Raw genomic sequence first — 24,923 nt, forward strand, 5'->3', positions numbered from 1 at the left:
ACCGGCCGAGGGGTTCGAGGGTGTGGATCTCGGCCGGTGACACGGAAAACGGCGCGGCTGGGTGCCGCTGCGAGCACCCCATCGCGAGGATGGGGACACCCGGAGTTCGCACAGGTCCCCACCCCGGTTTGGTCTCCGTGCCTACGAGTTCACGATCATTCCCAGCTTCTCCGGATTACGAACGCAGTAGACCGCCGTGACGAGACCGCCGCGCACCTCGACGGAGGTCACCTGGTCCAGTACGCCGTCGATCGAGGCCGCCACGGCCGGCATCCCGTTGTAGACCGCGAAGCGGATGTCCAGTTCGCCCATCCGCCGCCCCATGGTCATCAGCCCGATCAGCAGGCGAGCCACCTTGTCCGGACCGCGCACGGGGCACCGCGCCGCGTTGACGACCCCACCACCGTCGGCGAGGAAGACCACGTCGGGTGCGAGGACGTCCATCAGGGACTGCACGTTTCCGGTGGCCGCGGCGATCGAGAACCGTTCGGCGACCGCGGCCGCGTCGGCCGGGACCGCGACCGCGCCGTACACCGATTCGCGCCGGGCGCGAACGTGCTCACGGGCACGCTGATTCACCTGCCGCACAGCGGGTTCGGATCTGCCGACCGCGGAAGCGATTTCCGCATAACCGAATTCGAACACCTCCCGCAGGACGAACACCGCGCGTTGCAGCGGGGTCAGCGTCTCGAGGATCAGCAGCATCGCCGTGGTGACCGCCTCACCGCTGAGCACGTGCCGCACGCCCTCGGGCGGATCCTGCCCGTCCGCGGCCAGCGGTTCGGGCAGCCACGGGCCCACGTAGCTCTCCCGGCGGCGAGCCGCGGAACGCAACGTCGTCATCGCCTGCCGGGTGACGACCTGCGCGAGATAGGCCCGCGGATTGCCGATCCCGGTGAGATCGGCCGTGCGCCAGCGCAAATAGCTGTCCTGCAGAACGTCCTCGGCGTCGCCGACCGAGCCGAGGATCTCGTAGGCGATCGAGAACAGCAGGGGGCGATGCGTCGTGAACTCCGCGTCCGGATCGAACGACGAACTCACCGCGGTCCCCGCAACCACGCGTATTCGGCCGTCCTCGCGCCGAATTTCGCCCAGCGGCACACGCTTTCCTTGATGATCGCGCCGGTTCGTCCGGCCAGGAAGGCCCGGCGGACCGAATCGTCCCGGCGGCCGAACTGGATCACCGCGTCGCGACGGCCGATGCTCACCCCCTGCCCGGCGTAGCCCATCGAGTACGGCCGCGGTGCGCGTCCGGCCGCCAGCCGGGCCAGCGTGTTCGCGGCGTGTGCGCCCTGCGGTTCCGCGGTGGCACAGGCCAATCGAGCGCCCGGGACCGCCGCACAGTCTCCGATCGCGAATATGCGCGGGTCGTCCACGCTTCGAAGATAGTCGTCCACGACCGCGCGGCCGTCCGGGCGCACGGTCAGCCCGCTGCGCGCCGCCAGATCGGGCACATCGGCCACGATCGCCCACAGCGTCAGATCCGTGGGAGGTTGCGCGCCCGAGCGCAGCAGAACCGCGCCCTGGCGGATCTCCTCGACGGTGTCCTCGATCAGTTCCACGCCCAGGCGCTCCAATCCGGCGCGTGCTCGTCGCCGCCCGCCCTCGGACAGGCTGGCCGCGATCGTCGACCCCACCAGGCGAACCCGCAGATCGTGCCGGGCCTCGGCGATCTCGGCGGCGGTCTCGATCCCGGTGAGACCGCCGCCGACGACGGTTACCGCCTGTCCGGCGGTCAGCGCGGCCAGCTCCGTGCGCGCCATGCGCGCGCCCTGCCACGTACCCACCGCGATCGCGCCCGCCGGCGACTCGACGGTGCTGCCGACCGCCAGGAACAGATGATCGAACGGGATGCTCGCACCGTCGTCCAGCCGCACACTGCCGTCGCCGATCTTGTCCACGGTGCCGATCCGGGTGTCGATCCCCGGCCGCAGCATCACCGTCAGCGGCGTCGCGGCCGCTCCCGAACCCGCGATCTCCTGATGCAGGCGCACCCGCTCGACGAATTCCGGCCGGGGATTGATCACCGTGATATCGGCATCGGCGACCTTGCGCGCGAGCCGGTTAGCCGCGATCGTGCCCGCATATCCGGCACCTACCACCAGGACCTTCATCACTGTCTCCTGTCGTTGACGGGTCGTACATGAGATGCCGGTCGGTCGTGATCCGTGATGGGCCTCGATCGTGATGTGCGTCACCCACGACGAAACGGCTGGTCACATCCGTCTTCGACGCAGGGTCCACCTTCGGCGCCGGCGCAGTTCGCGTCGCGCGGAGATTCCGGCGGATGGGTTACGAGAGGACTGTCCCTGGTTCTGTGACGGCCCCACCACCAGGGTTTCGACGGCGATCCTGGCAGAGTTGCCAGTCATGCCCCCGAACCCGACGACCGTCGTCTCACCGCTGGCCGCGCTGGCACCCGATCTGCGCACCGCGCTCACCCGCGCCCGCTACGACGCGGACACCCTGCTCGAGGTGCTCGGCGACGACGCGCACACCGCCCTGGGCCGGTCCGAACCGGTGCCGGTGCGCCGCGCGGTCCGCGATGCGGGCGAGCTGGGCACACTGGTCCGGCTGCTGTTGCTCGGAGATCCGGAGCCCGAACGCGAGGTCGCGGCCGCGCTCGCACCGCTGGATCTGGACCGCGCGGTGGCCGCCGGACTGCTCGAGCGGGACGGCGACGTCGTGCGGGCCGCCCTCGACCTGCGCCCGCTGGACCTCGGCGGCGGAACCCGCTGGGTGCTCTCGGATCTGGACGATTCGGTCCGGCGACGCACCCTGAGCGCCGATCACGTCCTGGGCGTCGGCCAGGCGTCGCTGTCGCTGCTGCGCGCCACCCCGACCGATCCGGTCGATTCGGTGCTGGATCTGGGCACCGGATGTGGCGTGCAGGCGGTGCACGCGGCCGGATACGCGCGCACGGTGACCGGTACCGACGTCAGCGCGCGAGCGCTGTGGCTGGCCCAGGCCACGGCCGCGCTCGACGGACTGGATATCGAACTGCTGCAGGGCAGCTGGTTCGAGCCGGTCGCCGGACGCCGCTTCGACCAGGTGGTCGCCAATCCCCCGTTCGTGGTCGGTCCCGCCCGAGTGGAACACACCTATCGCGATTCGGGTCTGGCCCTGGACGGCGCCAGCGAACTGGTCGTCTCGCGAGCGCCCGAACTGCTCGCACCGTGCGGCACCGCGGCCATGCTGGCCTCCTGGGTGCATCGCAGCGGTGCGGACTGGCGCGCCCGGGTGTCCTCGTGGCTGCCCGATCACGGTGTGGACGCCTGGATCGTGCAGCGCGACGTCGCCGATCCCGCCCTCTACGTGGGAACCTGGCTGCGCGACGCCGGCCTGGATCCGCGCGATCGCGACGCCCAGGAACGTGCCCAGGCATGGCTGGACGCCTTCGAGGACGCCCACGTCGAGGGCATCGGGTTCGGCTTCGTCTATCTGCGCGCGATCGACGGACCGACCGAACTGCTCGCCGAGGACCTCACGCACGGTTTCGACGATCCGCTCGGCCCCGAGGCCACCGCCTACTTCGAACGTTCGGCGTGGTTGCGGGCAGTCGCGGCGGATCCGGATCTGGCCTGGTCCGCGCGTTTCGGGGTGGATGCGGCGACCGCGCTCGAGCGGGTCTACCTCGCCGGGCCGGACGGCTGGGAGCAGCAGGTCGCGCGGCTGCATCGCGGGAACGGTCCGCGCTGGCAGCACGAGGTGGACGACTCCACCGCCGCTCTGCTCGCGGGAATGCGGGTCGACGGCCTGCCGTTACACGAACTGATCGACCTGCTAGCGGTCGGTCACACCGGCGCGGAGGCAACAGCCGAATTCCGTGCCACCGCACTGACGATCGTCACCGGATTGGTTCGGCACGGCCTGATCTTCCCGGCGTGATCCGTCACCCCCGCGGCGTTCCCCGGCTGGGTCCTTCTTAGGAACTTCTCAGATGGGTACGGAGAAAGCCGCAGCTCAGCACGGTTTATCGCAGGGGTGGCGGGGAACTTTCCCAGTGTCGGGTCCGTTGATCGGATGAGACACCACCGACAGGAGGCAAGTCATGACAAGCCCCGCCACCACTGGGCTGCGCGCCAGCGATCAGGACCTCGACGCCACGAGCCCCGCAGCCGACCTGGTACGCGTGTACCTGAATGGGATCGGCAAGACTGCGCTGCTCACGGCCGCCGACGAGGTCGAGCTGGCCAAGCGCATCGAGGCGGGCCTCTACGCCCAACACCTGTTGGAGACCGGTAAGCGGATGGCCGCCACCCGCAAGCGTGACCTCGCGGTTCTGGTCCGGGACGGCCAGGCCGCCCGGCAGCACCTGCTCGAGGCCAACCTGCGCCTGGTGGTATCGCTGGCCAAGCGCTACACCGGTCGCGGCATGCCGCTGCTGGACCTGATCCAGGAGGGCAACCTGGGTCTCATCCGGGCGATGGAGAAGTTCGACTACGCCAAGGGGTTCAAGTTCTCCACCTACGCCACCTGGTGGATCCGGCAGGCCATCACCCGCGGTATGGCCGATCAGAGCCGCACCATCCGGCTGCCCGTCCACCTGGTCGAGCAGGTCAACAAGCTCGCTCGGATCAAGCGCGAACTGCATCAGCAGCTCGGCCGCGAGGCCACCGACGAGGAACTGGCCAACGAATCGGGCATTCCGGTCGAGAAGATCGCCGATCTGCTGGACCACAGCCGCGATCCGGTAAGCCTGGACATGCCGGTCGGCAACGACGAGGAGGCTCCCCTCGGTGATTTCATCGAGGATTCCGAGGCCACCTCCGCCGAGAGCGCCGTCATCGCCGGGATCATGCACAACGATGTCCGCAGCGTGCTGGCCACCCTGGACGAGCGTGAGCAGCAGGTCATCCGCCTGCGCTTCGGCCTGGACGACGGTCAGCCCCGCACCCTGGACCAGATCGGCAAGTTGTTCGGCCTGTCCCGCGAGCGCGTTCGGCAGATAGAGCGCGAGGTCATGGCCAAGCTCCGCAAGGGTGAGCGGGCCGACCGCTTGCGCGCCTACGCCAGCTAAATCCCCCCAGACGCTGGGCCGTCCGGAATCCGGCCCAGCACCACCGCGGTGACCGGCCCCGATCCGGTCACCCCAAGCGCCGGTCGGCGACGCGCGTCCCACCCCTCCGGGTACTGCGCGAACCGGCCGGCGCTGTAATAGCAGATCGGTTGAAATGATGATCGGTTGCGGCACAATGGGTTCCATGACCAAAGCCATCTGGAACGGACAGCAACTCGCTGACAGCGACGCCACCATCGTGGTCGAGGGCAACCACTACTTCCCGCCCGATTCGATCGATCGGCAGTTCTTCGAGGCATCCGAGAAACACACCACCTGCGGATGGAAGGGCGAGGCCAGCTACTACACGGTCGCGGTCGATGGCACGAAGAACCCCGACGCGGCCTGGTACTACCCCGAGCCGCTCCCCGCGGCCGAGAACATCAAGGACTACGTCGCGTTCTGGCGCGGTGTCGAGGTGCGCGAGAGCTGAGCGATCTCGGCTGTTGCGGCGCGGCGTGATCTCCTACGATCACTCCATGCAATTGAAACGGGTTTCAATTCTGGCGCTCCCGCTGCTGGCCGCGCTGGCCACTGCGCCGAGCGCCACCGCCGCACCCACCAACCAGCGCGAGACGATCGCGATGGCCTACCTCGATGCGCTGACCTCGCACAACGCCGCCGACGTGCCGTTCGCACCCGATTGCACGCGGGTGGAGGCCGGTATCCAGACCGGCTACTCCGGCCCGCAACTCACGCACGATCTGGACACCGGCCCGCAGTATCAGCTCGTTCAGCGCATCTACGACGTCCGGCTGAGCACCGCGGGCAATGTGGTGACCGCGCGATACCACCTGGATTCGGGCCTGGCCGGACAGCGCCTGGTCACCGTCGACATCACCGAGACCTTCGATATCCCGGACGGAACGATCCACCGCATCGTCGCGGATATCGTCCCGGTCTCGGGTTCCTGACCCGATCCACCAGCTCGGCCGCCGCCGAGATCCCGGAGCGGAGATCCTGCGCTCAGCCTTCTCGGACCAGAACGGCTTCCAGGTTGTCCAGCATGGCGGCCCAGCCTGGGCTCATGATGGAGCGGGCGCGTTGTATGAGCGGATTGTCGGGGTCGAAGCCGCTGTGGCTGAACAGGATTCGGGTGCCGTGACCTTCGGGGCGCAGTTGCCAGCTGATGATCCAGCCGGTCGGGGTGTCCATCTGCGCGTCGTTCCAGGTCATGCGGAGCAGTTCGGGCGCGGCGGCCTCGAGCACCTCGCCACGGATGTGGCCGGAGAAGTTCTGGCCGGGCATCGGGCGGGTCTTCATCTCGAAGATGTTGCCCGCCACCGGTTCGAAGCCGATCGGTTCCATCATCCACTGCGCCATCAGTTTCGGCGTGGTGAGCGCGCACCACACCTTCTCAGGCGGGTGCGGGTAGTAGTGGTCCAGTTCTATCGCGGTGGCGGTGTCGCTCACGGTAACTCCTCGGTGTCATCGGGGTCGTCGGGCATGGCGTCGAGCACATCGCCCAGGGCACGCAGCCGCGTACGCCAGTAGCGCTCGAACGGGCTCAACCAGGTCTGCAACTCGTGCAGCGGTTCGGGTTCGACGCGGTAATACCGATAGCGACCGCGCTTGTCCTCGCCGACGAGCCCGCACTCACGCAGCACCCGCAGATGTTCGGACACGCTCGGCCGGGTCATCTCGAACCGCTCGGCGATGATCTGCACGGTCCGCTCACCGTCGAGCAGCATTTCCAGAATCTCCCGCCGGGTGGGGTTCGCCAACGCCGCGAACACCCGATCCGCATTCGCATGATCGACCTGCTGAGCCATATTCGCCACTATAGGTAGGTTATTTCCTACCTGTCAAACGTAGGAAATAACCTACCGATCTATGGCGAAGTAGCACGGTTCGGGCGCTGATCGACGAGGTATCCGCAATCGTCGCCTACGCCACGAACCAACAGCGCAGCAGAAAATTCCGGTGTCCATCGGAACCGAAGGCCGTACTTTACAGTGCGGCAAGGGATTACGTCGACATCGGCCGATCGCAGAATGCCCCTCGGCACGTCCATCGATCGCGGGCAACCCGAGTGTGGCCGCCGGCGACGATCCGCTACCCCGAATTCCGCAGTGCTGTGGCGAGGCCGTTCATCGTGAGCAGGATGCCGCGTTCGACGAGTTCGGAATCGTCTCCGGCGCGACGGCGGCGCAGCAGCTCGACCTGCATCTGGTTGAGCGGTTCGAGATAGGGGAAACGGTTGCGGATGGATTCGGCCAGGGCGGGGTTGTCGGCCAGCAGGTGGTCGCTGCCGGTGACGGCCGCGTGCATGCGAACGGTGCGGTCGAATTCGTCCCGGATCATGCCGAAGATCTTCTCGCGCAACGTGTCGTCCTCGACCAGTTCGGCATAGTGGGCGGCGATGTCCAGATCGGCCTTGGCCATCACCTGGGCGAGGTTCGACATCACGGTCCGGAAGAACGGCCAGCGGCGGTACAGATCGGCCAGGACCGCCATCCGCTCGGGGTCCTCACCTGCCCACTGCTCGATCGCGGCGCCGGTGCCGTACCAGCCCGGCAGCATCACCCGCGACTGACTCCACGCCATCACCCACGGGATCGCCCGCAGATCGCTGACCGAGCTGGTCGGTTTGCGCGAGGCGGGGCGACTGCCCAGATTGAGATCCCCGACCTCGGCGATCGGCGTCGAGGCGCGGAAGTACTCCACGAAACCGGGCGTCTCGTGCACCAGCCGCGCATACGCCTGCCGGGCCAGCTCGGCCAGTTCGTCGAACAGCTCGTAGGCCGGTTCGGCGTCGGCCCCCAGACCCTCCACATCCAGCAGCGTCGACTCCAACGTGCCCGCGACCAGCGCTTCCAGGTTGCGGTAGGCGGTGCCCTGCTCCGCGTACTTGGTGGAGATCACCTCACCCTGTTCGGTGAGCCGCAGCGAACCGCGCACCGCCCCGGCCGGCTGCGCGAGGATCGCGTCGTAGCTGCGACCTCCGCCACGACCGACCGTGCCGCCACGACCGTGGAACAGCCGCAACCGAATTCCGGTCTTGCGCGCGGCCTCCACCAGATCCAGCTCGGCCCGGTACAGCGCCCAGTTCGCGGCCAGATATCCGCCGTCCTTGTTGGAATCGGAGTAGCCGAGCATGACCTCCTGCCGCATACCTCGGGCGGCCACCAGCCGGTGATAAGCCGGAACCTCCAGCGCCGCGACGAGGGTCTGCGCACCCTGACGCAGATCCTCGATGGTCTCGAACAGCGGCACCACCCCCGCCGGACTGCTCGGCGGGGTGTCCGCATCGCCGGGATCGAGGATTCCGGCCTCCTTCAACAGCAACGCGGCCTCGAGCAGGTCGCTGACCGAGGTGCACATGCTGATGATGTAGTTGGGCACGGTATCCGGGCCCAGATCGTCCAGGGCGGCCTTGGCCGCGCGCAGCACGCCCAGTTCCTTGGCGGCCAGATCGCTCAGCCGTGCACCGGGCCCCAGCAACGGGCGGCGAGTGCCGAGTTCCGCCGCCAGCAACTCCACGCGACGATCCTCGGGCAGGCTCGCATAATCGGCGTGGACTCCGGCCCAGGCCAGCAATTCGGCGATCACCTGCTCGTGTGTCTCGGAGTTCTGCCGCATATCCAGGCCCTGCAGGTGAAATCCGAACGTCTCGACCGCACCGCGCAGCGCGGCCAGCCGGTCGTCGGCGAGCAGACCGTCGCCGGAGGCGCGCAGCGAGGCGTCCACCACGGCCAGATCGTTCAGCAGATCCTGAGCGCTGGCATAGGGCTCGACCTCGGCGTCGAGTGCGTCGATGTCGACGCCGTCGGCGGGGATCTCACCCAGCGCGCGACGTGCGGTGGCGGTCAGCCGAATTCGGATGCCGCGCACGGCACGGCGATACGGCTCGTCCGCGCGCTGCGGCGAATCGTCGAACGATGTCTCGGCCAGGCGGGCGAGATCATCGGTCACCGCCGCCAGGCGCGCCGACAGCGACAGCGTCTTCTCCAGGCCGACCAATTCGGTCAGATAGTGCCCGAGAGCCACCGCACCGGCGCGATGGGTGGCGCGGTGCACCACCTCGCCGGTGACGTTCGGATTGCCGTCCCGATCGCCGCCGATCCACGAGCCCGGACGCAGGACCGGGCGGCGCAGCAGCGAGTACTCCGGCCAGCGGGCGCGCAGCGCGGCGCGCACATCGGCGTTGATCCGCGGCATCACCTCGAGCAGCGTCAAGTCGTAGTAGCGCAGGCCGACCTCGATCTCGTCCTGAATCCGCAAGCGCGCCAGACGAATCAGCGCGCTGCGCCACAGGGTGAGCACCTGGCGGCGCAGTTTGGTCTCCAGTTCCGCGTACTGCGGTTCGCTCTCGGTGTAGCGCTGTCGCTGCCGCATCAGATCGGTGATGCGGGACTGCACGTCGAACACGGTCCGGCGGCGGGTCTCGGTCGGATGTGCGGTGATGACCGGTGACATCACCGCATCGTCGAGCAGATCGGCGACCAGCGCGCCGTCGGGGCGCGCGGCGTCGAGTTTGCGATAGGTGGCCGCGAGGCTGGACTCCTGTGGCGGCTCCCCGGCCGCCGCGTGCACCGCGCGACGCCGGTCACGTTGCAGATCCTCGGCCAGATTGGCCAGCAGCAGGAAGTGGCTGAACGCCCGGATCAACGGGAGCGCGGTACGAATATCGGTGTCGCGCACCATATCCGCGACCGCGCTGCGTTCCACCTCCGATCGCCGGACCCGGAATGCCTCGACCCGGACCCGTTCGATGAGATCGAAGACCTCGGGCCCTTCGTGACCTCTGATCGTCTCTCCCAGGATCGCTCCCAGGAAGCGGATATCGTCCCGCAGCGGCGCAGTGGCAGTTTCGATCTGATCTTCGCGCATGGGCTCCAGTATCGACCACTGCCCGACCGTCGCCACCTCGCCGGGCCCCGAGCATCGAACAATCACCATACTGAGAAGATCTCCTCACTTCTGGGTTACGCTCGTGGAATGTCCGGCCATCACCTCGCCCAAGTGAACATCGCCCTGCCGCTCGAACCACTCACCTCCGCACGCCTGTCCGGGTTCGTCGCCGCCCTGGACGAGATCAACGCGCTCGCCGATGCCGCACCCGGTTTCGTCTGGCGATTGCAGACCGAGGACGGTGACGCGACCGCCATCCGGCTCCTCGACGACGACCGGCTGATCGTCAATATGAGCGTCTGGTCCTCGATGACCTCGCTGACCGAATTCGTCTACCGCAGCGACCACGTGCGGATCATGCGTCAGCGCCGGACCTGGTTCGAGACCATGTCCGAGGCGTACCAGGCGCTGTGGTGGGTGCCGGCCGGCCGGCTGCCGACCGTGGCCGAGGCCGAGCAGCGCATCACCCACCTGCGTGCACAAGGCCCGACCGAATACGCCTTCACCTTCCGCAACTCGTTCCCGTCACCCTCGGCGACGGAACCTTCGACGCCGGATGTCCGGGACCTGACCTGCCCGGCCTGATCACCACACCGGCCCTCGGTCGGCGCCGCACTCATCCCAGGCGACGCGGACCGATATCGAAGTGGTTGGGCTCGGGCCCGATGCGGACGCGGCCGTACAGGACCGCAGCACCCTCCGGTGAGGCCAGAATCGGCTCGATCGCCAGCTCGCGCACCTCCGGCAGGTCATCGCACATCGCCGAAATACGTTGCGCCAGTTCGGACAGGGCGCTCTTGTCCACCGGTTCGCCGATGGTCCTGCCCGACACTCCGGTTCTGCCTTCCAACAGCGGGGCGGCGCGCGGGGCATCGATGAGTGCGATCGATTCCCCCTCCGAGAGCGGAAGGGCACGATAGACGCGGTCGCCCAGCAGATCGATGATCGTGCCGGACAATCCGAAGCTGATCACCGATCCGAACGACGGATCGTCCTGGACGCGCAACACACAGCCGACTCCCTTGGTGGCCATCCGCTGAATGTGCACGACCGCATTGCCCGACACCTCGGCCAGGTCGGCGTAGGCACGCTGCACCGCCGAGGGCCGCCACAAATCCAGTCGCACACCATTGAGATCCGAACGGTTCCGCCACAATTCACCGGTGGCCTTCGCCGCGACCGGATAGCCGAGTTCCTCGGCCGCCGCCTCCGCCGCGGCGGCATCGCGAACCTCACGGAACTCGACGATTCCGATGCCGTAGCAGTCCAGCAGTTGCACAGCCTCGAGATCGCCGAGCCAGTCCCCCTCGGGCGAGCGGACCATCCACTGCTCCACCAGATTTCGCGCGCGTTCGGTATCCAGACCCGCGGGTCGCCGGGTCGTCGAGACGGGCGTGTTGCGCCACTCGGCATAACGCTGCACGCGGCCCAGCGCCCGCGCCGCGCGTTCGGGGTCCGGATAGGAAGGGATGGACCCGCTCCTGACCACACCGCCGGTTCCCCGGCTGGCGAGCAGATTCGGCATCCCGTGATCGGCGACGAACGTGGTCAGCACCGGCTTGGCGACGGCGGATTCGGCACCCGATCGAATCGCTTCGGCGTAGGCGGGCACTGCCGTCGGCACGGGCGGCGCGAAGATCACGATCACCGCGTCGACCTGTTCGGAGGCCACGGCAGCCGCCACGGCCGTGAGGAAATCCTCGGGTCCGGCCTGCGGCCCGAGATCCACCGGATCGCGCACCTCGAGCTCGGCGCCACGGGCCGCGTCCACCGCCAGCCAACCCAGAGCGGCGCTGTTGCCGATCACCGCCAGGCGCGGCCCGGCGGGCAGCGGTTGATAGGCCAGCAGCATCGCGCAGTCGAACAGTTCGGAGATCGTATCGACCTGCACGATCCCCGCCTGCGCGAACAGATCTCGCTCCACCGAGCGTTCCAGCAAGGATGGCGGCGTGGTGCGGGTGGCGTTGCGGCCGCTGCTCACGGCCACGATAGGTTTCGTGCGCGCGACCCGCCGCGCGATCCTGGAGAACTTGCGCGGGTTGCCGAACGTCTCCAGATACAGCAGCACCACATCGGTATCCGGGTCACTGTCCCAGTACTGCAGCAGATCGTTGCCGGAGACATCGGCCCGGTTACCCGCCGAGACGAAGGTGGACAACCCGAGCCGTCGCGCGGCGGCCTCACCGAGGATCGCGGCGCCCAGCGGCCCGGACTGGCAGAAGAATCCGACCCGCCCGCGCCCCGGCATGACCGAGGCCAGCGTGGCGTTCAGCGAAACAGCCGGATCGGTGTTGGCGATGCCGAGCGCGCTCGGGCCCACCACCCGCATACCGTGTCCGCGGGCCGCGGCCACCAGATCGCGTTCGGCGGCATAGCCCGCCGGACCGGTCTCGGAGAAGCCGGCGGTCAGCACCACGAGCCCCTTGACTCCCTTGGCCATACAGTCGTCGAGCACGGAAGAGATCTCCGCGGACGGCACCGCGACCACGGCCAGATCCACCTCGTCCGGGATGTCGCGCACGGTGTTGTACGCCCGCACGCCGCGCACCGAGCTGCGATTCGGGTTCACCGGGAAGACCGGGCCCTGGAACACCCCGGACAGCAGATTCGCCAGCACCGCACCACCGACCCGGCCCGCGGACGGGGTGGCGCCGATGACCGCGATCGACTTCGGGTGCAGCAGATTGCCGACGCTGCGGGCCTCCGAGGCGCGTTCGCGCGAATCACGCACCGACAGCAGCGCTTCGGTGGGATCGATGGCGAATTCCAGATGCAGGACCGACCCGTCCCGGCTGCGTTGCATCTGATATCCGGCGTCCCGGAAGACCGTCACCATTGTGTTGTTCTCGGCGAGGACTTCCGCGACGAAGGTCTCGATATCGTTCTCCGCCGCCGCACCGGCGAGATGTTCGAGCAGAATCGAGCCCAGGCCGCGGCCCTGATGCGCGTCGGCGACCACGAACGCCACCTCCGCCGCGCGCGGCCCCTCCCGATCCGAGAGCAGTTCGTAGCGGCCGACCGCGATGATCACCTCACCCAGTTCGATCGCCAGGCCGACCCGGTCGTGATAGTCCACATGCGTGGTCCGGTACAGATCCTTGGGTGTCATCCGCGGATAAGGGCCGAAGTAGCGCAGATAGCGGGTCCGGTCGGACAGGCGCGCATGGAATTCCTCCATCGCCGCGGCGTCGTCGGGGGTGATCGGGCGCAGCCGCACCACGCCGCCGTCCGAGGCGAGCACATCGGCGAGCCAGTGTTGCGGCGGGGGCGGCGGACTCTGCGGTGTGTCGGGCCCGAATTCGGCGAGCCAGGCGGGCGGGGGCGGGGTGTGCTCGGTGTCAGTCACGAGGGTCCTCCGGATCCAGGCCCAGCAGCGGGAACGCTGCCCGACGCGTGGCCAGTACGGCGGTGTCCACCGCGCGCTGTGCCCGGTCGGCGCGCGCGTCACCGGAATCGGGTGCACCGCCCGGACCGTCCCAACGGGTGAAGTCCGGCACGATCCCGTCGCCCATGGTGCGCGGCGGTTCCACCGCGGGCGCGTAGGCCCGCACCTGGGCGAGCCAGTCCGCGGGGATCTCGGTCGCCGGATCGATATCGCGGTCCAGCACCACGGCCAGCAGATGGGTCCAGGCCCGCGGCACCACCCGGATCAGGCCGTATCCCCCTCCACCGACCGCGAGCCAGCGCCCCTGCGCATATTCGTCGGCCCAGGCGCGCATCGCGCGGAACGCCGCGCGCTGCCCGTCGACGCTCAGCTCCAGATCCGCCAGCGGGTCCTCGCGGTGGGTGTCGACACCGCATTGGCTGATCAGCAACTGCGGCCGGAAGGCGGCCAGCGCGCCGGGCACGACGGCGTGAAATCCGCGCAGCCACTGAGCGTCCCGGGTGCCGGGCAGCAGAGCGAGGTTGATCGCCGCGCCCTCGGCCGCACCCGCGCCGGTCTCCTCGGGCCAGCCGGTATTGGGCCACAGCGTCGCCGGATGCTGGTGGATCGAGATGGTCAGCACCCGCGGATCGCCGTAGAAGGCACGCTGCACGCCGTCGCCGTGATGGACGTCGACATCGACATAGGCGATGCGATCGAAACCGTGGTCCAGCAACCACGAGATGGCCACGGCCACATCGTTGTAGACGCAGAACCCCGCGGCCGAGTCGGCCATCGCGTGATGCATACCACCGCCGATGCTCACCGCCCGGTGGGTACGGCCCGCGGCGATCTCACCCGCCGCGGCCAGTGTGCCGCCGACGATCACCGACGCCGCCTCGTGCATGTGCGGGAACACGGGATTGTCCTGTGTCCCCAGCCCGTACGGCGCGGTGCTCGGCGGCGGGACGCCCGGCGCGGCGGGCACGGCGTGGCGGACCGCGTCCAGGTAGGCGGGGGTATGGATCCGCAGCAGATCCGTCTCGTCCGCGGTCGAGGGCGCGAGCGTCTCGACGCCCTCCAGCAGACCGAGGCCCCGCGCGAGCGCCATGGTGAATTGCAGCCGAGCCGGTTTCATCGGATGTTCCGGAGTCCAGGTGTAATCCAGGAACCGATCGGTCCACACGACCGCCGGGTCGTCGGGCAGTGCGCTTGCCATGAATGTCACGCTAATGCACCTCTGCGCCGGGTCGCCGTGCTGTGACCCACAACCGAACACGGGAAGGGACGAACCCTTTTTGTCGTTGCTATGCAGTACAAATGCTAGGCAGTGCGGCGCGCCGGGTTCCGCCGTTGTCGGGCCGTGCCCGGGTAGCCCGGCGTTTCCGCAGCACAAGCCGAATATCCTCGCGCACCAATCCGCGACCGCGCGTGGGTAGAATCTTTGCCGACGAAGGGGTAACAGGTGAAGGATCTGGTCGACACCACGGAGATGTATCTCCGTACCATTTACGACCTCGAGGAGGAGGGTGTCACACCACTGCGCGCACGCATCGCCGAACGCCTCGAGCAGAGCGGCCCGACGGTGAGCCAGACAGTTGCCCGCATGGAACGCGACGGGCTGCTGCTGGTCGCGGGTGACCGCCACCTCGAGCTGACCGACAAGGGCCGGTCCATGGCGGTCGCGGTGATGCGCAAGCACCGCTTGGCCGAGCGGCTCCTGGTGGACGTCATCGGGCTGGACTGGCAGAACGTGCACGCCGAGGCGTGCCGCTGGGAACACGTGATGAGCGAGGACGTCGAGCGCCGTCTGGTCGAGGTACTCGACAACCCCACCACTTCCCCGTACGGCAACCCGATTCCGGGCCTGGACGAGTTGGGTGTGCTCGCCGCGGGTTCGTCCGAGGAGAAGCTGATCCGGCTGTCGGATCTGCCGCCCGGACAGATCGTCGCGGTGGTGGTGCGGCGCCTGTCCGAGCACATCCAGACCGATCCGGAGGTCATCGGTCAGCTCCGCGAGGTGGGCGTGGTGCCCGATGCCCGCGTCACCGTCGAGACCCGGCCGGGTGTGGTGGTCATCTCGGTGCCCGGTCATGGTGGATTCGAATTGTCGGACGAGATGGCGCACGCCATCCAGGTGAGGCTGGTCTGAAATATGAAACTTCTGGTCACCGGAGGCGCGGGCTATGTCGGCGGCGTCTGCGCCCAGGTCCTGATCGAGGACGGTCACGACGTGGTCGTGGTCGACGATCTGTCCACCGGCAATGCCGAGGGCGTACCCAGCGGTGCGAAATTCGTCGACGGTGATATCGCCACCGTCGGCGTGGAACTCGTCGAGTCCGAATCCTTCGACGGTGTCCTGCATTTCGCCGCGCAATCGCTGGTCGGTGAGTCGGTGCAGAAACCGGAGAAGTACTGGCACGGCAATGTCGTCAAGACACTCGCCCTGCTCGAGGCGATCCGCCGGTCCGAAACCCCACGGCTGGTGTTCTCCTCCACCGCAGCGGTGTACGGCGAGCCCGAGCAGGTGCCGATCACCGAGGCCGCCCCGGCTCGGCCGACCAATCCCTACGGTGCGTCCAAGCTCGCGATCGACCACGCCATCACCTCCTACGCGGTGGCGCACGGACTCGCCGCGACGAGTCTGCGCTATTTCAACGTCGCCGGCGCCTACGGCGGGCTCGGCGAGAACCGTGTCGTGGAAACGCATCTCATCCCCCTCGTACTGCAGACCGCCCTGGGCCACCGCAAGTCGATCTCGGTCTTCGGCACCGACTACCCGACCGACGACGGCACCGCGGTGCGCGATTACATCCACATCCGGGATCTGGCGCAGGCCCATCTGCTGGCGCTCGCGCAGTCCCGGCCGGGCGAGCATCGCATCTTCAACCTCGGCAGTGGGACAGGTTTCTCTGTGCGCCAGGTCATCTCGGCCTGCGAGCGGGTCACCGGGCGGGAGATCGCCTCGGTCGACACCGCGCGTCGCGCGGGTGATCCCGCGGTCCTGATCGCGTCGAGCGAGCGCGCCATCGCCGAGTTGGGCTGGCAGCCGGAGCACAACGATCTCGACGAGATCGTCACCGACGCTTGGGCTTTCCTGCAGTCCCTGGGCGACCGCGCACACAGCGCCCGATAGCACCGCACCCGAACCACCCGCGCCCCTCACGGCTGTAGCCAATCGGCCCGCAGGTCGAACTCGACCCCCAATTCGGCAGCCTTGGCGCGGCCGCTGTAGGCGAGTTTGCGAACCTCGTGCGGCGGCATGCCCGTACCCAGCGCGGTATCCAGGAGCCGGGCGACGGTGTGGTCGGGATCCGATTCCAGCGCTGCTCGCAGGGCGATTCCGGCGAGCACGCCGTCGCCCCGGGTGTAGGCGCTGTAACCGAACAGGGTGGCCGCCTCGGCTCGGTCCGACCCGGTCAGTACTCGGCACAGTTGTGCCCACAGTCGCGCGGCGGCCTCGGCCCGAAGGCCGCCCGCCAGCGCGAACGCCGCGTCACGCACGGTCGGATCTCGCAGTGCGACAGCCGTTTCCGCGAGAGCCCGGGCATCCACGGTGCCGTCGGAGGCCAGTGCCGCCACCCGATCGAGAACCCGGTTCAGCAGGGACCGCCGGTAGCGATCCAACTCGTCGCGGAAGATCGCGGTCCGGAATCGCTGCCCCGCGAGTATTCCTGCCCGGTCCACCTCCGGCCGAACCTCCGCGCACAGTTGTGCGTCCACGGCGACCAGGCTTTCCAGATCCTCGCGCGAGGCCTTGATCCGATAGCCGTCCACGGCCTCGGCCAGGGCGATCGGCGAGGCGGCCGGATCGGATTGCACTCCGCCGACCTCGGGATCCGCGACGGCCCACCACGGCTGTCCGGCGGCGAGTTCGCGAACCGCCCACACCTCGTCCAGTGCGATGCGCTCGGCGGCCAATGCCCGTTCGAGGGCACGCACCAGGTAGCGATGTCGGCCCGACCGCACACCCGGCTTGCCCGAATGAGGTGCACCGGCGCGATCGTCGACGATCAGGGCCAGCACGGCGAGGGTGTTCTCCCGCACGCACAGTGCGGTCAGCTGGGTGGCCAGCCGCGCCCAGCCGCCACGGCCGGGCGGCTCCAGATCATGGCGTGCCACCGCACTCAGCGCCGCCGAACCGGCCCCGCCCGGCGGTCGACGCAGCAGATACACCACGAGCGATCGGCGCGGGACGAATCCGAGCAGAGCGGGTACCGCGGCAATGCATTCGCACGGATCGTCGGCCCGCAAGGCGGGCCGCTCGCGGCTCGCGCCCCGAGCGGGATCAGCAGGCGATTCGGCCGGGGTCCCGGTGAACTCGTCGTCGGCCGGTGTGGGTTCGATGGCGGTCGTCATGCATCCGACGATGACCTACGGCAGACTCCGCGAAACGTCGACGACCTGGGCGTTCACCAGGTCTGGGGAGAACTGTCGAACCTGTGCACCACACCGTCGGCCGGGTCGCCTGGAACCCGTTTCCTGTCGGAGCCGTCTGCTACGGTCCGGGCCGGGGCAGGCTGGGCGCGTGCCGTGTCAGCGCTTGCCGACGTCCTGCACCGTCGCGGTGAACACCTGGTCCAGCGCCGTCATATCGGGTTTGTCGTCGCCGAAGGTCAGGTAGGTGGCGATGATTCGGACATCGCCGATCTGCGCCGCGAGGGTGCGCATCGAGCGGGTCAGCCCCGGACCGCCCCGCTGACCACTCACCGTGCGACGCCAGGCGAGCGAATCGTCGGCATTCACCGGTGCGGCCGGATCCAATTGGGTGACAACGGTATTGGTGATCGGCCCGTGCTGCGCACGCACCGTCCCGCACTGCTGCAGCAGGGTGCGCAGGCGCGCGAGCGGGTCGGTGGTGCGGATCAGCTCCACGGTGATGCTCGCGCGGGTGTCGTCGTCGGTACCGACCGTCGCCGCGATCCGCTGCGGATCGGTCGGGGGCGAGTCGGCACAGCCCGGCGGATCGACCGTCGCACCGGAGGGAATGCCGCGCAGATCCGCATCGGCGCCGAGGGCATCCGAGCCGGACAACACCACGGGTGGGTACGTGTCGGGAAACTGTGCGGCCGTCGGCAGCATCGATCCGAGATCCGCGGCGATATGCCTGATCACCGTGGCCTGCTGCGATTCGGCATCGGGATGGCCGGAGACCGTCGAGCCGCACGCGGTCAGCAGCAACCCCAGCACCGCGCACCCGGCGACGCCGCCGCGCCCGAATCGGCGCGGTCGCGGATCCGGAGCCTCCGGCACGTTCACTCGGCACACTATGCCCAATGCTCGCACCCGGTCCGTGCCGCCACGCCGGGGGCGCGCCGAGGGTGTGCGCGATCGTGACGCAGCACGGACCGGATTGATCCGACGAAACCGAGATCCGGCGCACGATCGCGGAATGAGATCGCCCGCCGGCATGTTGTCAGGCAGGCATGGCCTCGCGAAGCGAGACCGACGGCGTCGCCCCGGAACGGTATGAGGGACAATGGAAGGTGGTCCGACGGAGACCACATCGGCAGGCGGCGCACGGTTCGCCACCGCCCCGCCGCCGACCGGTTGTGGCGGACCACCCAGGAAGGAGTAAGCGATGGAGGACTACGAGTCGCGAATGTACGAACTGGAGTTCCCCGCTCCGCAGCTGTCTGCCGACGACGGTGCGGGTCCGGTGCTGGTACACGGCCTGGAAGGCTTCACCGACGCGGGCCATGCGGTACGTCTGGCGACCACCCATCTGCGGGAGAGTCTCGAGGCGGAACTGGTGGCCTCCTTCGATGTGGACGAGCTGCTGGACTATCGCTCGCGCCGTCCGCTGATGACGTTCAAGACCGACCACTTCTCCGATTACGCCGAGCCGGAGCTGACCCTGTGGGCCGTGAAGGACACCGCGGGCACCCCGTTCCTGCTGTTGGCCGGGCTGGAGCCGGACCTGCGCTGGGAGAAGTTCGTGACCGCGGTGCGGCTGCTGGCCGAACAGCTCGGGGTGCGCCGCACGATCGGCCTGAGCGCGATCCCGATGGCGATCCCGCACACCCGCCCGCTCGGCGTCACCGCACATGCCAGCGACCGCGACCTGATCGGTGAGCATCAGCGCTGGCCGGGCGAGTTGCAGGTGCCGGGCAGCGCCTCGTCGCTGCTCGAGTTCCGGATGGCCCAGCACGGCCACGAATCGATCGGATTCTCGGTCCACGTCCCGCATTATCTGGCGCAGACCGCCTATCCCGAGGCCGCGCAGACGCTGCTGGAGAACGTCGCCGACAACGCAGGCCTGGATCTGCCGCTGGCGGCGCTGGGCGAGTCCGCGGCACGGGTGCGCGAGCAGGTGAACGAGCACATCGCGGGTAATACCGAGGTGGAGACGGTCGTTCAGGCGCTCGAGCGGCAGTACGACAGTTTCGTCACCGCGCAGGAGCGGCAGTCCAGCCTGTTGGCCAGCGATGCCGATCTGCCGACCGGTGAAGAACTGGGCGCGGAATTCGAGCGTTTCCTGGCCGAGCAGTCCGGATTCGGCGATTCGGACACCCCCGAGAACGGCGACCCGCGCTGAGCGGATAACCGCCGCGTCCTGGCCCGACGGCATCCCTCGGGGGCCGTGCGTGTGGCGGACGCGGGCGGAGGCAGAATGGGCACAGTGCAGCTGTCCGAACTGATCCCCGACCGTGCCGTGCCCGACGTGGATCCCGATTGGCTGTTCGAGTCGTTCTCCGGCTGGGCCTCAGACCAGGGCCTGACGCTGTATCCGGCGCAGGAGGAAGCGCTGCTGGAGTTGATGACCGGGGCCAACGTGATCCTGTCGACCCCGACCGGCTCCGGTAAGTCCATGGTTGCCATCGGCGCGCACTTCGCGGCGCTGAACACCGGGCAGCGCAGCTATTACACCGCACCGATCAAGGCCCTGGTCAGCGAGAAGTTCTTCGCCCTGTGCGAGGTGTTCGGCGCGGATCGGGTCGGCATGGTCACCGGTGACGCCGCGGTGAATCCGGATGCGCCGATCATCTGCGCGACCGCGGAGATCCTGGCGAATCTGGCGCTGCGCGAAGGCGCGAATGCCGACGTCGGCCAGGTGGTGATGGACGAATTCCATTTCTACGCCGATCCGGATCGCGGCTGGGCGTGGCAGGTGCCGCTACTCGAACTGCCGCGGGCCCAATTCCTGCTCATGTCGGCCACTCTGGGCGAGGTCGACTTCTTCGCGAACGATCTGCACCGCCGCACCGCACGCCCGACCGCGATCGTCAGCGGCACGGAACGCCCTGTGCCCCTGATGTTCTCGTACGTGCGCACGCCGATCACCGAAACTCTGGAGGATCTGGTCACCACGAGTCAGGCGCCGGTGTACGTCGTGCACTTCACCCAGGCCGCCGCTCTGGAACGCGCCCAGGCGCTCACCAGCGTCAACTTCGCCTCGAAGGCGGAGAAGGAGGCGATCGCCGAGGCGCTGGGCGGATTCCGGTTCGCCACCGGCTTCGGCAAGACGCTTTCTCGGCTGATCCGGCACGGGATCGGCGTCCATCATGCCGGAATGCTGCCGAAATACCGGCGCCTGGTGGAGCGGCTGGCCCAGGAAGGTCTGCTGAAAGTGGTGTGCGGCACCGACACTCTCGGCGTCGGCATCAACGTGCCGATCCGCACCGTCCTGCTGACCGGCCTGACCAAATTCGACGGGGTGCGCACACGTCGGCTCAAATCCCGCGAGTTCCATCAGATCGCCGGACGCGCCGGTCGCGCCGGATACGACACCATGGGCACGGTCGTGGTGCAGGCCCCCGAGCACGAGGTGGAGAACGCGCGCCTGCGCGCCAAGGCGGGCGACGACCCCAAGAAACAGCGCCGGGTACAGCTGCGCAAACCGCCGGAGGGCTTCGTGTCCTGGTCGGAGGAGACCTTCGATCGATTGGTCGCCGCCCAGCCCGAACCGATGGTGTCGCGGTTCCAGGTCACCAATGCGATGCTGCTCAACGTCATCGCCCGGCCCGGCAACTGTTTCGACGCGATGCGGCATCTGCTCGAGGACAATCACGAGCCCCGCCCGGCGCAGCGCAAACATATCGTCAAGGCCATTCGCCTGTACCGTGCCCTGCGCGATGCTGGAGTGGTGCAGCAACTCGACGAACCCGATGCGCTCGGCCGGCGCGCACGCCTGACCGTCGATCTGCAGCGCGATTTCGCCCTCGATCAGCCGCTCTCGCCGTTCGCCCTGGCCGCGCTGGATCTGCTGGACGACGCCTCGCCCACCTACACCCTCGACGTGGTCTCGATCATCGAGTCCACGCTGGAGGATCCGCGCCAGCTGCTGATGGCCCAGCAGCACAAGGCGCGCGGCGAGGCCATCGCGGAGATGAAGGCCGACGGCATCGAATACGACGAACGGATGGAACTGCTCGAAGAGGTCACCTGGCCCAAACCGCTGGCCGAACTGATCGAGCCCGCCTTCGAGACCTATCGTGGCGGTCATCCGTGGGTGTCGGAGTTCACTCCCTCGCCGAAGTCCGTCGTGCGCGAAATGATCGAGCGCTCACTGACTTTCGCCGAACTGGTGAGCAACTACGAGCTGGCTCGCTCCGAGGGCGTGGTACTGCGCTATCTGGCCGACGCCTATCGCGCGCTGCGCCGCACGGTGCCCGAATCCGCCCGTACCGAGGAGCTCGAGGATCTCACCGAATGGCTGGGTGAGCTTGTGCGCCAGGTCGATTCGAGTCTGCTGGACGAGTGGGAGCAGCTCACCAACCCGGGTGCGGAGAACGATTCCGAGCAGCTGGCGTTCGGTTCGGAGACGGTCCGGCCGATCTCCGCGAACGAGCGCGCCTTCCGAGTTCTGGTGCGCAACGCCATGTTCCGCCGCGTGGAGCTGGCGGCCCTGGGCCGCTGGGCGGCCCTGGACGACCTGGACGACGGCCCGGACTGGGAAGCCGAACTGGACCCCTATTTCGCCGAGTACGACGAGATCGGCACCGGTCCGGAAGCGCGCGGGCCGCGGCTGTTCCAGATCGAACAGCGGCCGGATCTGTGGCGGGTGCGCCAGGTGCTCGCCGACCCGGCCGGTGACCACGGCTGGTCGATCGATGCCGTGGTCGATCTGCCCGCCTCCGATGCCGCCGGCGAGGTGGTGTTCGACGAGGTCACGGTGAGTGCGGGATGAGTACCGCACAGCCCGCCGCCGCACCCGCGGGCACGTGATCAAGGCGACCTCGCTCCAGTTCGTTTTCTACCGCCTCCCGCTGATACGCTCTCGCTCGCTGTCCGCCGTGGGAGGCTGCTGCCCGGAAGAAAGAGAGTTCCCTCAGATTGTTCGGTCCACACGTGCCCGAGTCGCCCTGCCTCGTCATCGATCTCTCCCGCGTACGCGACAATTTCCGCGCGCTGCGATCCGCACTGAGCGGCCTGGGGGACCGTCATCCGACGCGAATTCGGTTCGCGGTCAAGGCATCTCCCATGCCGGAGATCATCCGGCTGCTCGCCGCCGAAGGCGCGGAGTTCGATGTCGCCAGTATCGGTGAGATCGAGCAGTGCCTCGAGCTCGGCGTGGATCCCGCGGTGCTGAACTACGGCAACCCGATCAAGAAGGCCGCCCATATCGCGGCGGCCTACGCCACGGGCGTGCGCCGCTACGCCTTCGACACCGAGGACGATCTGACCCGGATCAGCGAGTACGCGCCGGGCGCGGAGGTGGAGTGCCGGTTCCTGGCCTCGACGCCGCAGTCCCGCACGCCGTTCGGCACGAAATTCGGCTGCGCACCGGGTGAAGCGGTGCGGCTGCTGGTACGCGCCCGCGATCTCGGGCTCGTGCCGGTGGGCCCCTACTTCCACGTCGGCTCACAGCAGCTCGATCCGTCCGCCTGGCGGATCGGCATCGAACAGGCCGCCGCGATCACGGAAGCGTTGGCGGTCAAGGACATTCCGGTGCGATCGGTGAACATCGGTGGCGGACTGCCGATTTCGTACGCCGATCCGGCGCCGGAGCTGTCCGAGCTGGGTGCGGTGATCGCCGAGACGGCCGCACGCCACCTCCCCGAGCACACCGACGTCGTCGTGGAGCCCGGCCGCGCCCTGGTGGGCAGCGCCGGAGTGATCCACGCCGAGGTCGTCAACGTGCGCATCGCGCCGGACGGGCGGCGCTGGGTATACCTCGACATCGGCCGCTACAACGGAATGGCCGAGACCGAGAACGAGTACATCGCCTACCGGATCGTGACCTCACGAGACGGAGACGCAGCGGACGAGGCGGTGATTGCCGGTCCGACCTGCGACGGGGACGACGTACTCTATCAACGCACGCGGGTCCTTCTCCCGACCACGCTGCGAGCCGGCGATCCCGTTCGGATCCTCGATGCCGGCGCATATACGGCGAGCTATTCGTCGGTGTCCTTCAACGGTTTTCCGCCTTTGACTGTTCATGTCATGGGCGCTGAGCGAGAGTGAGTTCAGCAATGACGGCAGAATTCACCGGCTGGCATGTGCTGGCCGAGTTCGGTGGTGTCGACACGGCCCTTTGTGACGATCTCGAACGCCTCGAAGCAGCCCTTCGAAAATCGTTGGTCGCCGCGGGGGTGACCATCTGCGATGTGGTGCACAAGAAGTTCGACCCGCAGGGGGTCACGGTGCTGGCGCTGCTGTCCGAATCCCATGCGTCCATTCACACCTATCCGGAATCCGGCGACATCTTCGTCGACGTGTTCACCTGCGGAAGTATCGGTGCGGGCGCGACCGCGGCGGTGGAGTTGCTGCAGCAGGAGCTCGCCCCCGCGTCGGTGCACACCGAGGTGATCCGGCGCGGGCGCGGCGGCCGGCGTATCCACGAGCCGGTCGGCCCCGGCACGACCCGGGTGTGGAATCTGCACGACGTGATCGTCGACACCCGAACTCCGTTCCAGCACATGGTGATCGCGCGCACCGAGCAGGGCGTGAGCCTGTTCTCCGACGACGACCGCCAATCCACCGAGTTCTCCCAGCTGACCTATCACGAGGCGATGCTCGTCCCGGGGTACGCGCTGGCCGAGAAGCTGGATCGGGTGCTGATCGTCGGTTCCGGCGAGGGCGTCGCCTCGCAGATGTCCGTGGCCGCGGGCGCGTCGATCGTCGATCACGTCGATATCGACCGGCAAGAGGTGGAGTTGTGCGCCGAGCACCTCCCGTACGGATACTCTCCGGCGGATCTGGCCGAGGCGGTCGCGCAGTCGGGCCCGATCAAGATGCACTTCGCCGATGGCTGGGACTTCCTGGCCGAGGCCGAGGCGGCGGGCGTGCGATACGACCTGATCTGCATCGATCTGCCCGACGAGCGGGTCGGGGAAGCACAGCACAACCGGTTGTACGAGGACGAGTTCCTCCAGCGATGTCGCGCGCTGCTGTCCGAGGGCGGTGTACTGGCCGTCCAAGCGGGTTGTCAGACCATGTGGCGCAACGAGACGCTCGAGCGTTCCTGGGCCCGGTTCCACGACCTGTTCCCCACGGTCGTGCCGTACGTCAGCGACGAGCACGAGTGGACCTTCCTGTTCGGCACGCCGAAGGTGATCGATGATCCGGTGGCGAAGATGACCGAGACCCTGGCGCGACTGCCGTACCGCGCCGAGACGGTCGACGAGCGCGCATTGATTCGCGGCGCGATCGAACCGCATGCGCTGCGGTCGCCGGTGGGCGTCGGCTGAGACTGTCGCA

Annotated in this window: 20 protein-coding genes; 11 read left to right on the forward strand and 9 right to left on the reverse strand. The window is 68.2% G+C overall.

Annotation, left to right across the window (positions count from 1 at the left end; all coding sequences use genetic code 11):
* Positions 1-141: 141 nt before the first annotated feature.
* Both ON40_RS17790 and ON40_RS17795 read right to left on the reverse strand, forming a co-directional pair.
* The gene (locus tag ON40_RS17790; protein WP_040824509.1) at positions 142-1,041 is read right to left on the reverse strand and encodes an RNA polymerase sigma-70 factor; all 900 of its coding nucleotides are present in this window, start codon (positions 1,039-1,041) and stop codon (positions 142-144) included.
* Positions 1,038-2,114, reverse strand: coding sequence for an NAD(P)/FAD-dependent oxidoreductase (locus ON40_RS17795; RefSeq protein WP_040824511.1), 1,077 nt, complete (start codon positions 2,112-2,114; stop codon positions 1,038-1,040). Before ON40_RS17795 ends, ON40_RS17790 begins: the two co-directional genes overlap by 4 nt.
* 256 nt (positions 2,115-2,370) lie before the next feature.
* On the opposite strand from ON40_RS17795, the gene ON40_RS17800 reads away from it, so the two are divergent.
* The 4 genes from ON40_RS17800 (at position 2,371) to ON40_RS17815 (ending at position 5,973) form a co-directional block, all read left to right on the forward strand.
* Positions 2,371-3,888, forward strand: coding sequence for a DUF7782 domain-containing protein (locus ON40_RS17800; RefSeq protein ID WP_040823751.1), 1,518 nt, complete (start codon positions 2,371-2,373; stop codon positions 3,886-3,888).
* Between the two features lie 163 nt (positions 3,889-4,051).
* Complete coding sequence (locus ON40_RS17805; RefSeq protein WP_040823752.1) at positions 4,052-5,020, forward strand: sigma-70 family RNA polymerase sigma factor; 969 nt, start codon at positions 4,052-4,054, stop codon at positions 5,018-5,020.
* A gap of 184 nt (positions 5,021-5,204) precedes the next feature.
* Positions 5,205-5,492 (forward strand): DUF427 domain-containing protein, encoded by a 288-nt coding sequence (locus tag ON40_RS17810; RefSeq protein WP_040824514.1) that lies wholly within the window; start codon positions 5,205-5,207, stop codon positions 5,490-5,492.
* Between the two features lie 46 nt (positions 5,493-5,538).
* On the forward strand, positions 5,539-5,973 hold the full coding sequence (locus ON40_RS17815) for a DUF8021 domain-containing protein (RefSeq protein ID WP_040824517.1): 435 nt from the start codon (positions 5,539-5,541) through the stop codon (positions 5,971-5,973).
* Positions 5,974-6,025: 52 nt separating this feature from the next.
* Here the strand turns inward: ON40_RS17815 and ON40_RS17820 are convergent, their stop codons facing one another.
* From ON40_RS17820 to ppc, 3 genes are all read right to left on the reverse strand, one after another.
* Positions 6,026-6,472 (reverse strand): SRPBCC family protein, encoded by a 447-nt coding sequence (locus ON40_RS17820; protein WP_040823755.1) that lies wholly within the window; start codon positions 6,470-6,472, stop codon positions 6,026-6,028.
* Entirely contained in the window at positions 6,469-6,831 is a 363-nt protein-coding gene (locus ON40_RS17825; RefSeq protein WP_040823757.1) for an ArsR/SmtB family transcription factor, read from the reverse strand. The genes ON40_RS17820 and ON40_RS17825 overlap by 4 nt, the downstream gene beginning before the upstream one ends.
* 283 nt (positions 6,832-7,114) lie before the next feature.
* Positions 7,115-9,892, reverse strand: coding sequence for a phosphoenolpyruvate carboxylase (gene ppc, locus ON40_RS17830; RefSeq protein ID WP_040824519.1), 2,778 nt, complete (start codon positions 9,890-9,892; stop codon positions 7,115-7,117).
* Between the two features lie 108 nt (positions 9,893-10,000).
* On the opposite strand from ppc, the gene ON40_RS17835 reads away from it, so the two are divergent.
* Entirely contained in the window at positions 10,001-10,498 is a 498-nt protein-coding gene (locus ON40_RS17835) for a DUF3291 domain-containing protein (protein ID WP_040823759.1), read from the forward strand.
* A gap of 31 nt (positions 10,499-10,529) precedes the next feature.
* On the opposite strand, the gene ON40_RS17840 is transcribed toward ON40_RS17835, so the two are convergent.
* A complete protein-coding gene (locus tag ON40_RS17840; protein ID WP_245567869.1) occupies positions 10,530-13,154 on the reverse strand; it encodes a bifunctional acetate--CoA ligase family protein/GNAT family N-acetyltransferase in 2,625 nt (874 codons plus the stop codon).
* 97 nt (positions 13,155-13,251) lie between these two features.
* Positions 13,252-14,496, reverse strand: coding sequence for an acetoin utilization protein AcuC (locus ON40_RS17845; protein WP_085997728.1), 1,245 nt, complete (start codon positions 14,494-14,496; stop codon positions 13,252-13,254).
* A gap of 246 nt (positions 14,497-14,742) precedes the next feature.
* On the opposite strand from ON40_RS17845, the gene ON40_RS17850 reads away from it, so the two are divergent.
* Both ON40_RS17850 and galE read left to right on the forward strand, forming a co-directional pair.
* Positions 14,743-15,429, forward strand: a complete 687-nt coding sequence (locus tag ON40_RS17850; RefSeq protein ID WP_040823761.1) for an iron-dependent transcriptional repressor DtxR — start codon at positions 14,743-14,745, stop codon at positions 15,427-15,429.
* 3 nt (positions 15,430-15,432) lie between these two features.
* Positions 15,433-16,413, forward strand: a complete 981-nt coding sequence (gene galE, locus ON40_RS17855) for a UDP-glucose 4-epimerase GalE (RefSeq protein ID WP_040823763.1) — start codon at positions 15,433-15,435, stop codon at positions 16,411-16,413.
* A gap of 26 nt (positions 16,414-16,439) precedes the next feature.
* Here galE and ON40_RS17860 read toward each other — a convergent pair whose 3' ends face one another.
* Complete coding sequence (locus tag ON40_RS17860) at positions 16,440-17,636, reverse strand: DUF4192 domain-containing protein (protein ID WP_051193210.1); 1,197 nt, start codon at positions 17,634-17,636, stop codon at positions 16,440-16,442.
* Positions 17,637-17,813: 177 nt separating this feature from the next.
* The gene (locus ON40_RS17865; RefSeq protein ID WP_245567852.1) at positions 17,814-18,536 is read right to left on the reverse strand and encodes a sensor domain-containing protein; all 723 of its coding nucleotides are present in this window, start codon (positions 18,534-18,536) and stop codon (positions 17,814-17,816) included.
* A 322-nt stretch (positions 18,537-18,858) separates the two neighbouring features.
* On the opposite strand from ON40_RS17865, the gene ON40_RS17870 reads away from it, so the two are divergent.
* From ON40_RS17870 to speD, 4 genes are all read left to right on the forward strand, one after another.
* Positions 18,859-19,815, forward strand: a complete 957-nt coding sequence (locus tag ON40_RS17870) for a proteasome assembly chaperone family protein (RefSeq protein WP_040823764.1) — start codon at positions 18,859-18,861, stop codon at positions 19,813-19,815.
* Positions 19,816-19,899: 84 nt separating this feature from the next.
* Positions 19,900-22,407 (forward strand): DEAD/DEAH box helicase, encoded by a 2,508-nt coding sequence (locus tag ON40_RS17875; RefSeq protein WP_040824534.1) that lies wholly within the window; start codon positions 19,900-19,902, stop codon positions 22,405-22,407.
* A gap of 161 nt (positions 22,408-22,568) precedes the next feature.
* Complete coding sequence (locus ON40_RS17880; protein ID WP_040823766.1) at positions 22,569-23,687, forward strand: type III PLP-dependent enzyme; 1,119 nt, start codon at positions 22,569-22,571, stop codon at positions 23,685-23,687.
* A gap of 8 nt (positions 23,688-23,695) precedes the next feature.
* Entirely contained in the window at positions 23,696-24,913 is a 1,218-nt protein-coding gene (gene speD, locus ON40_RS17885; protein WP_040823768.1) for an adenosylmethionine decarboxylase, read from the forward strand.
* Positions 24,914-24,923: the final 10 nt, after the last annotated feature.

Source organism: Nocardia jiangxiensis NBRC 101359, assembly GCF_000308615.1.
Lineage (GTDB): Bacteria > Actinomycetota > Actinomycetes > Mycobacteriales > Mycobacteriaceae > Nocardia > Nocardia jiangxiensis.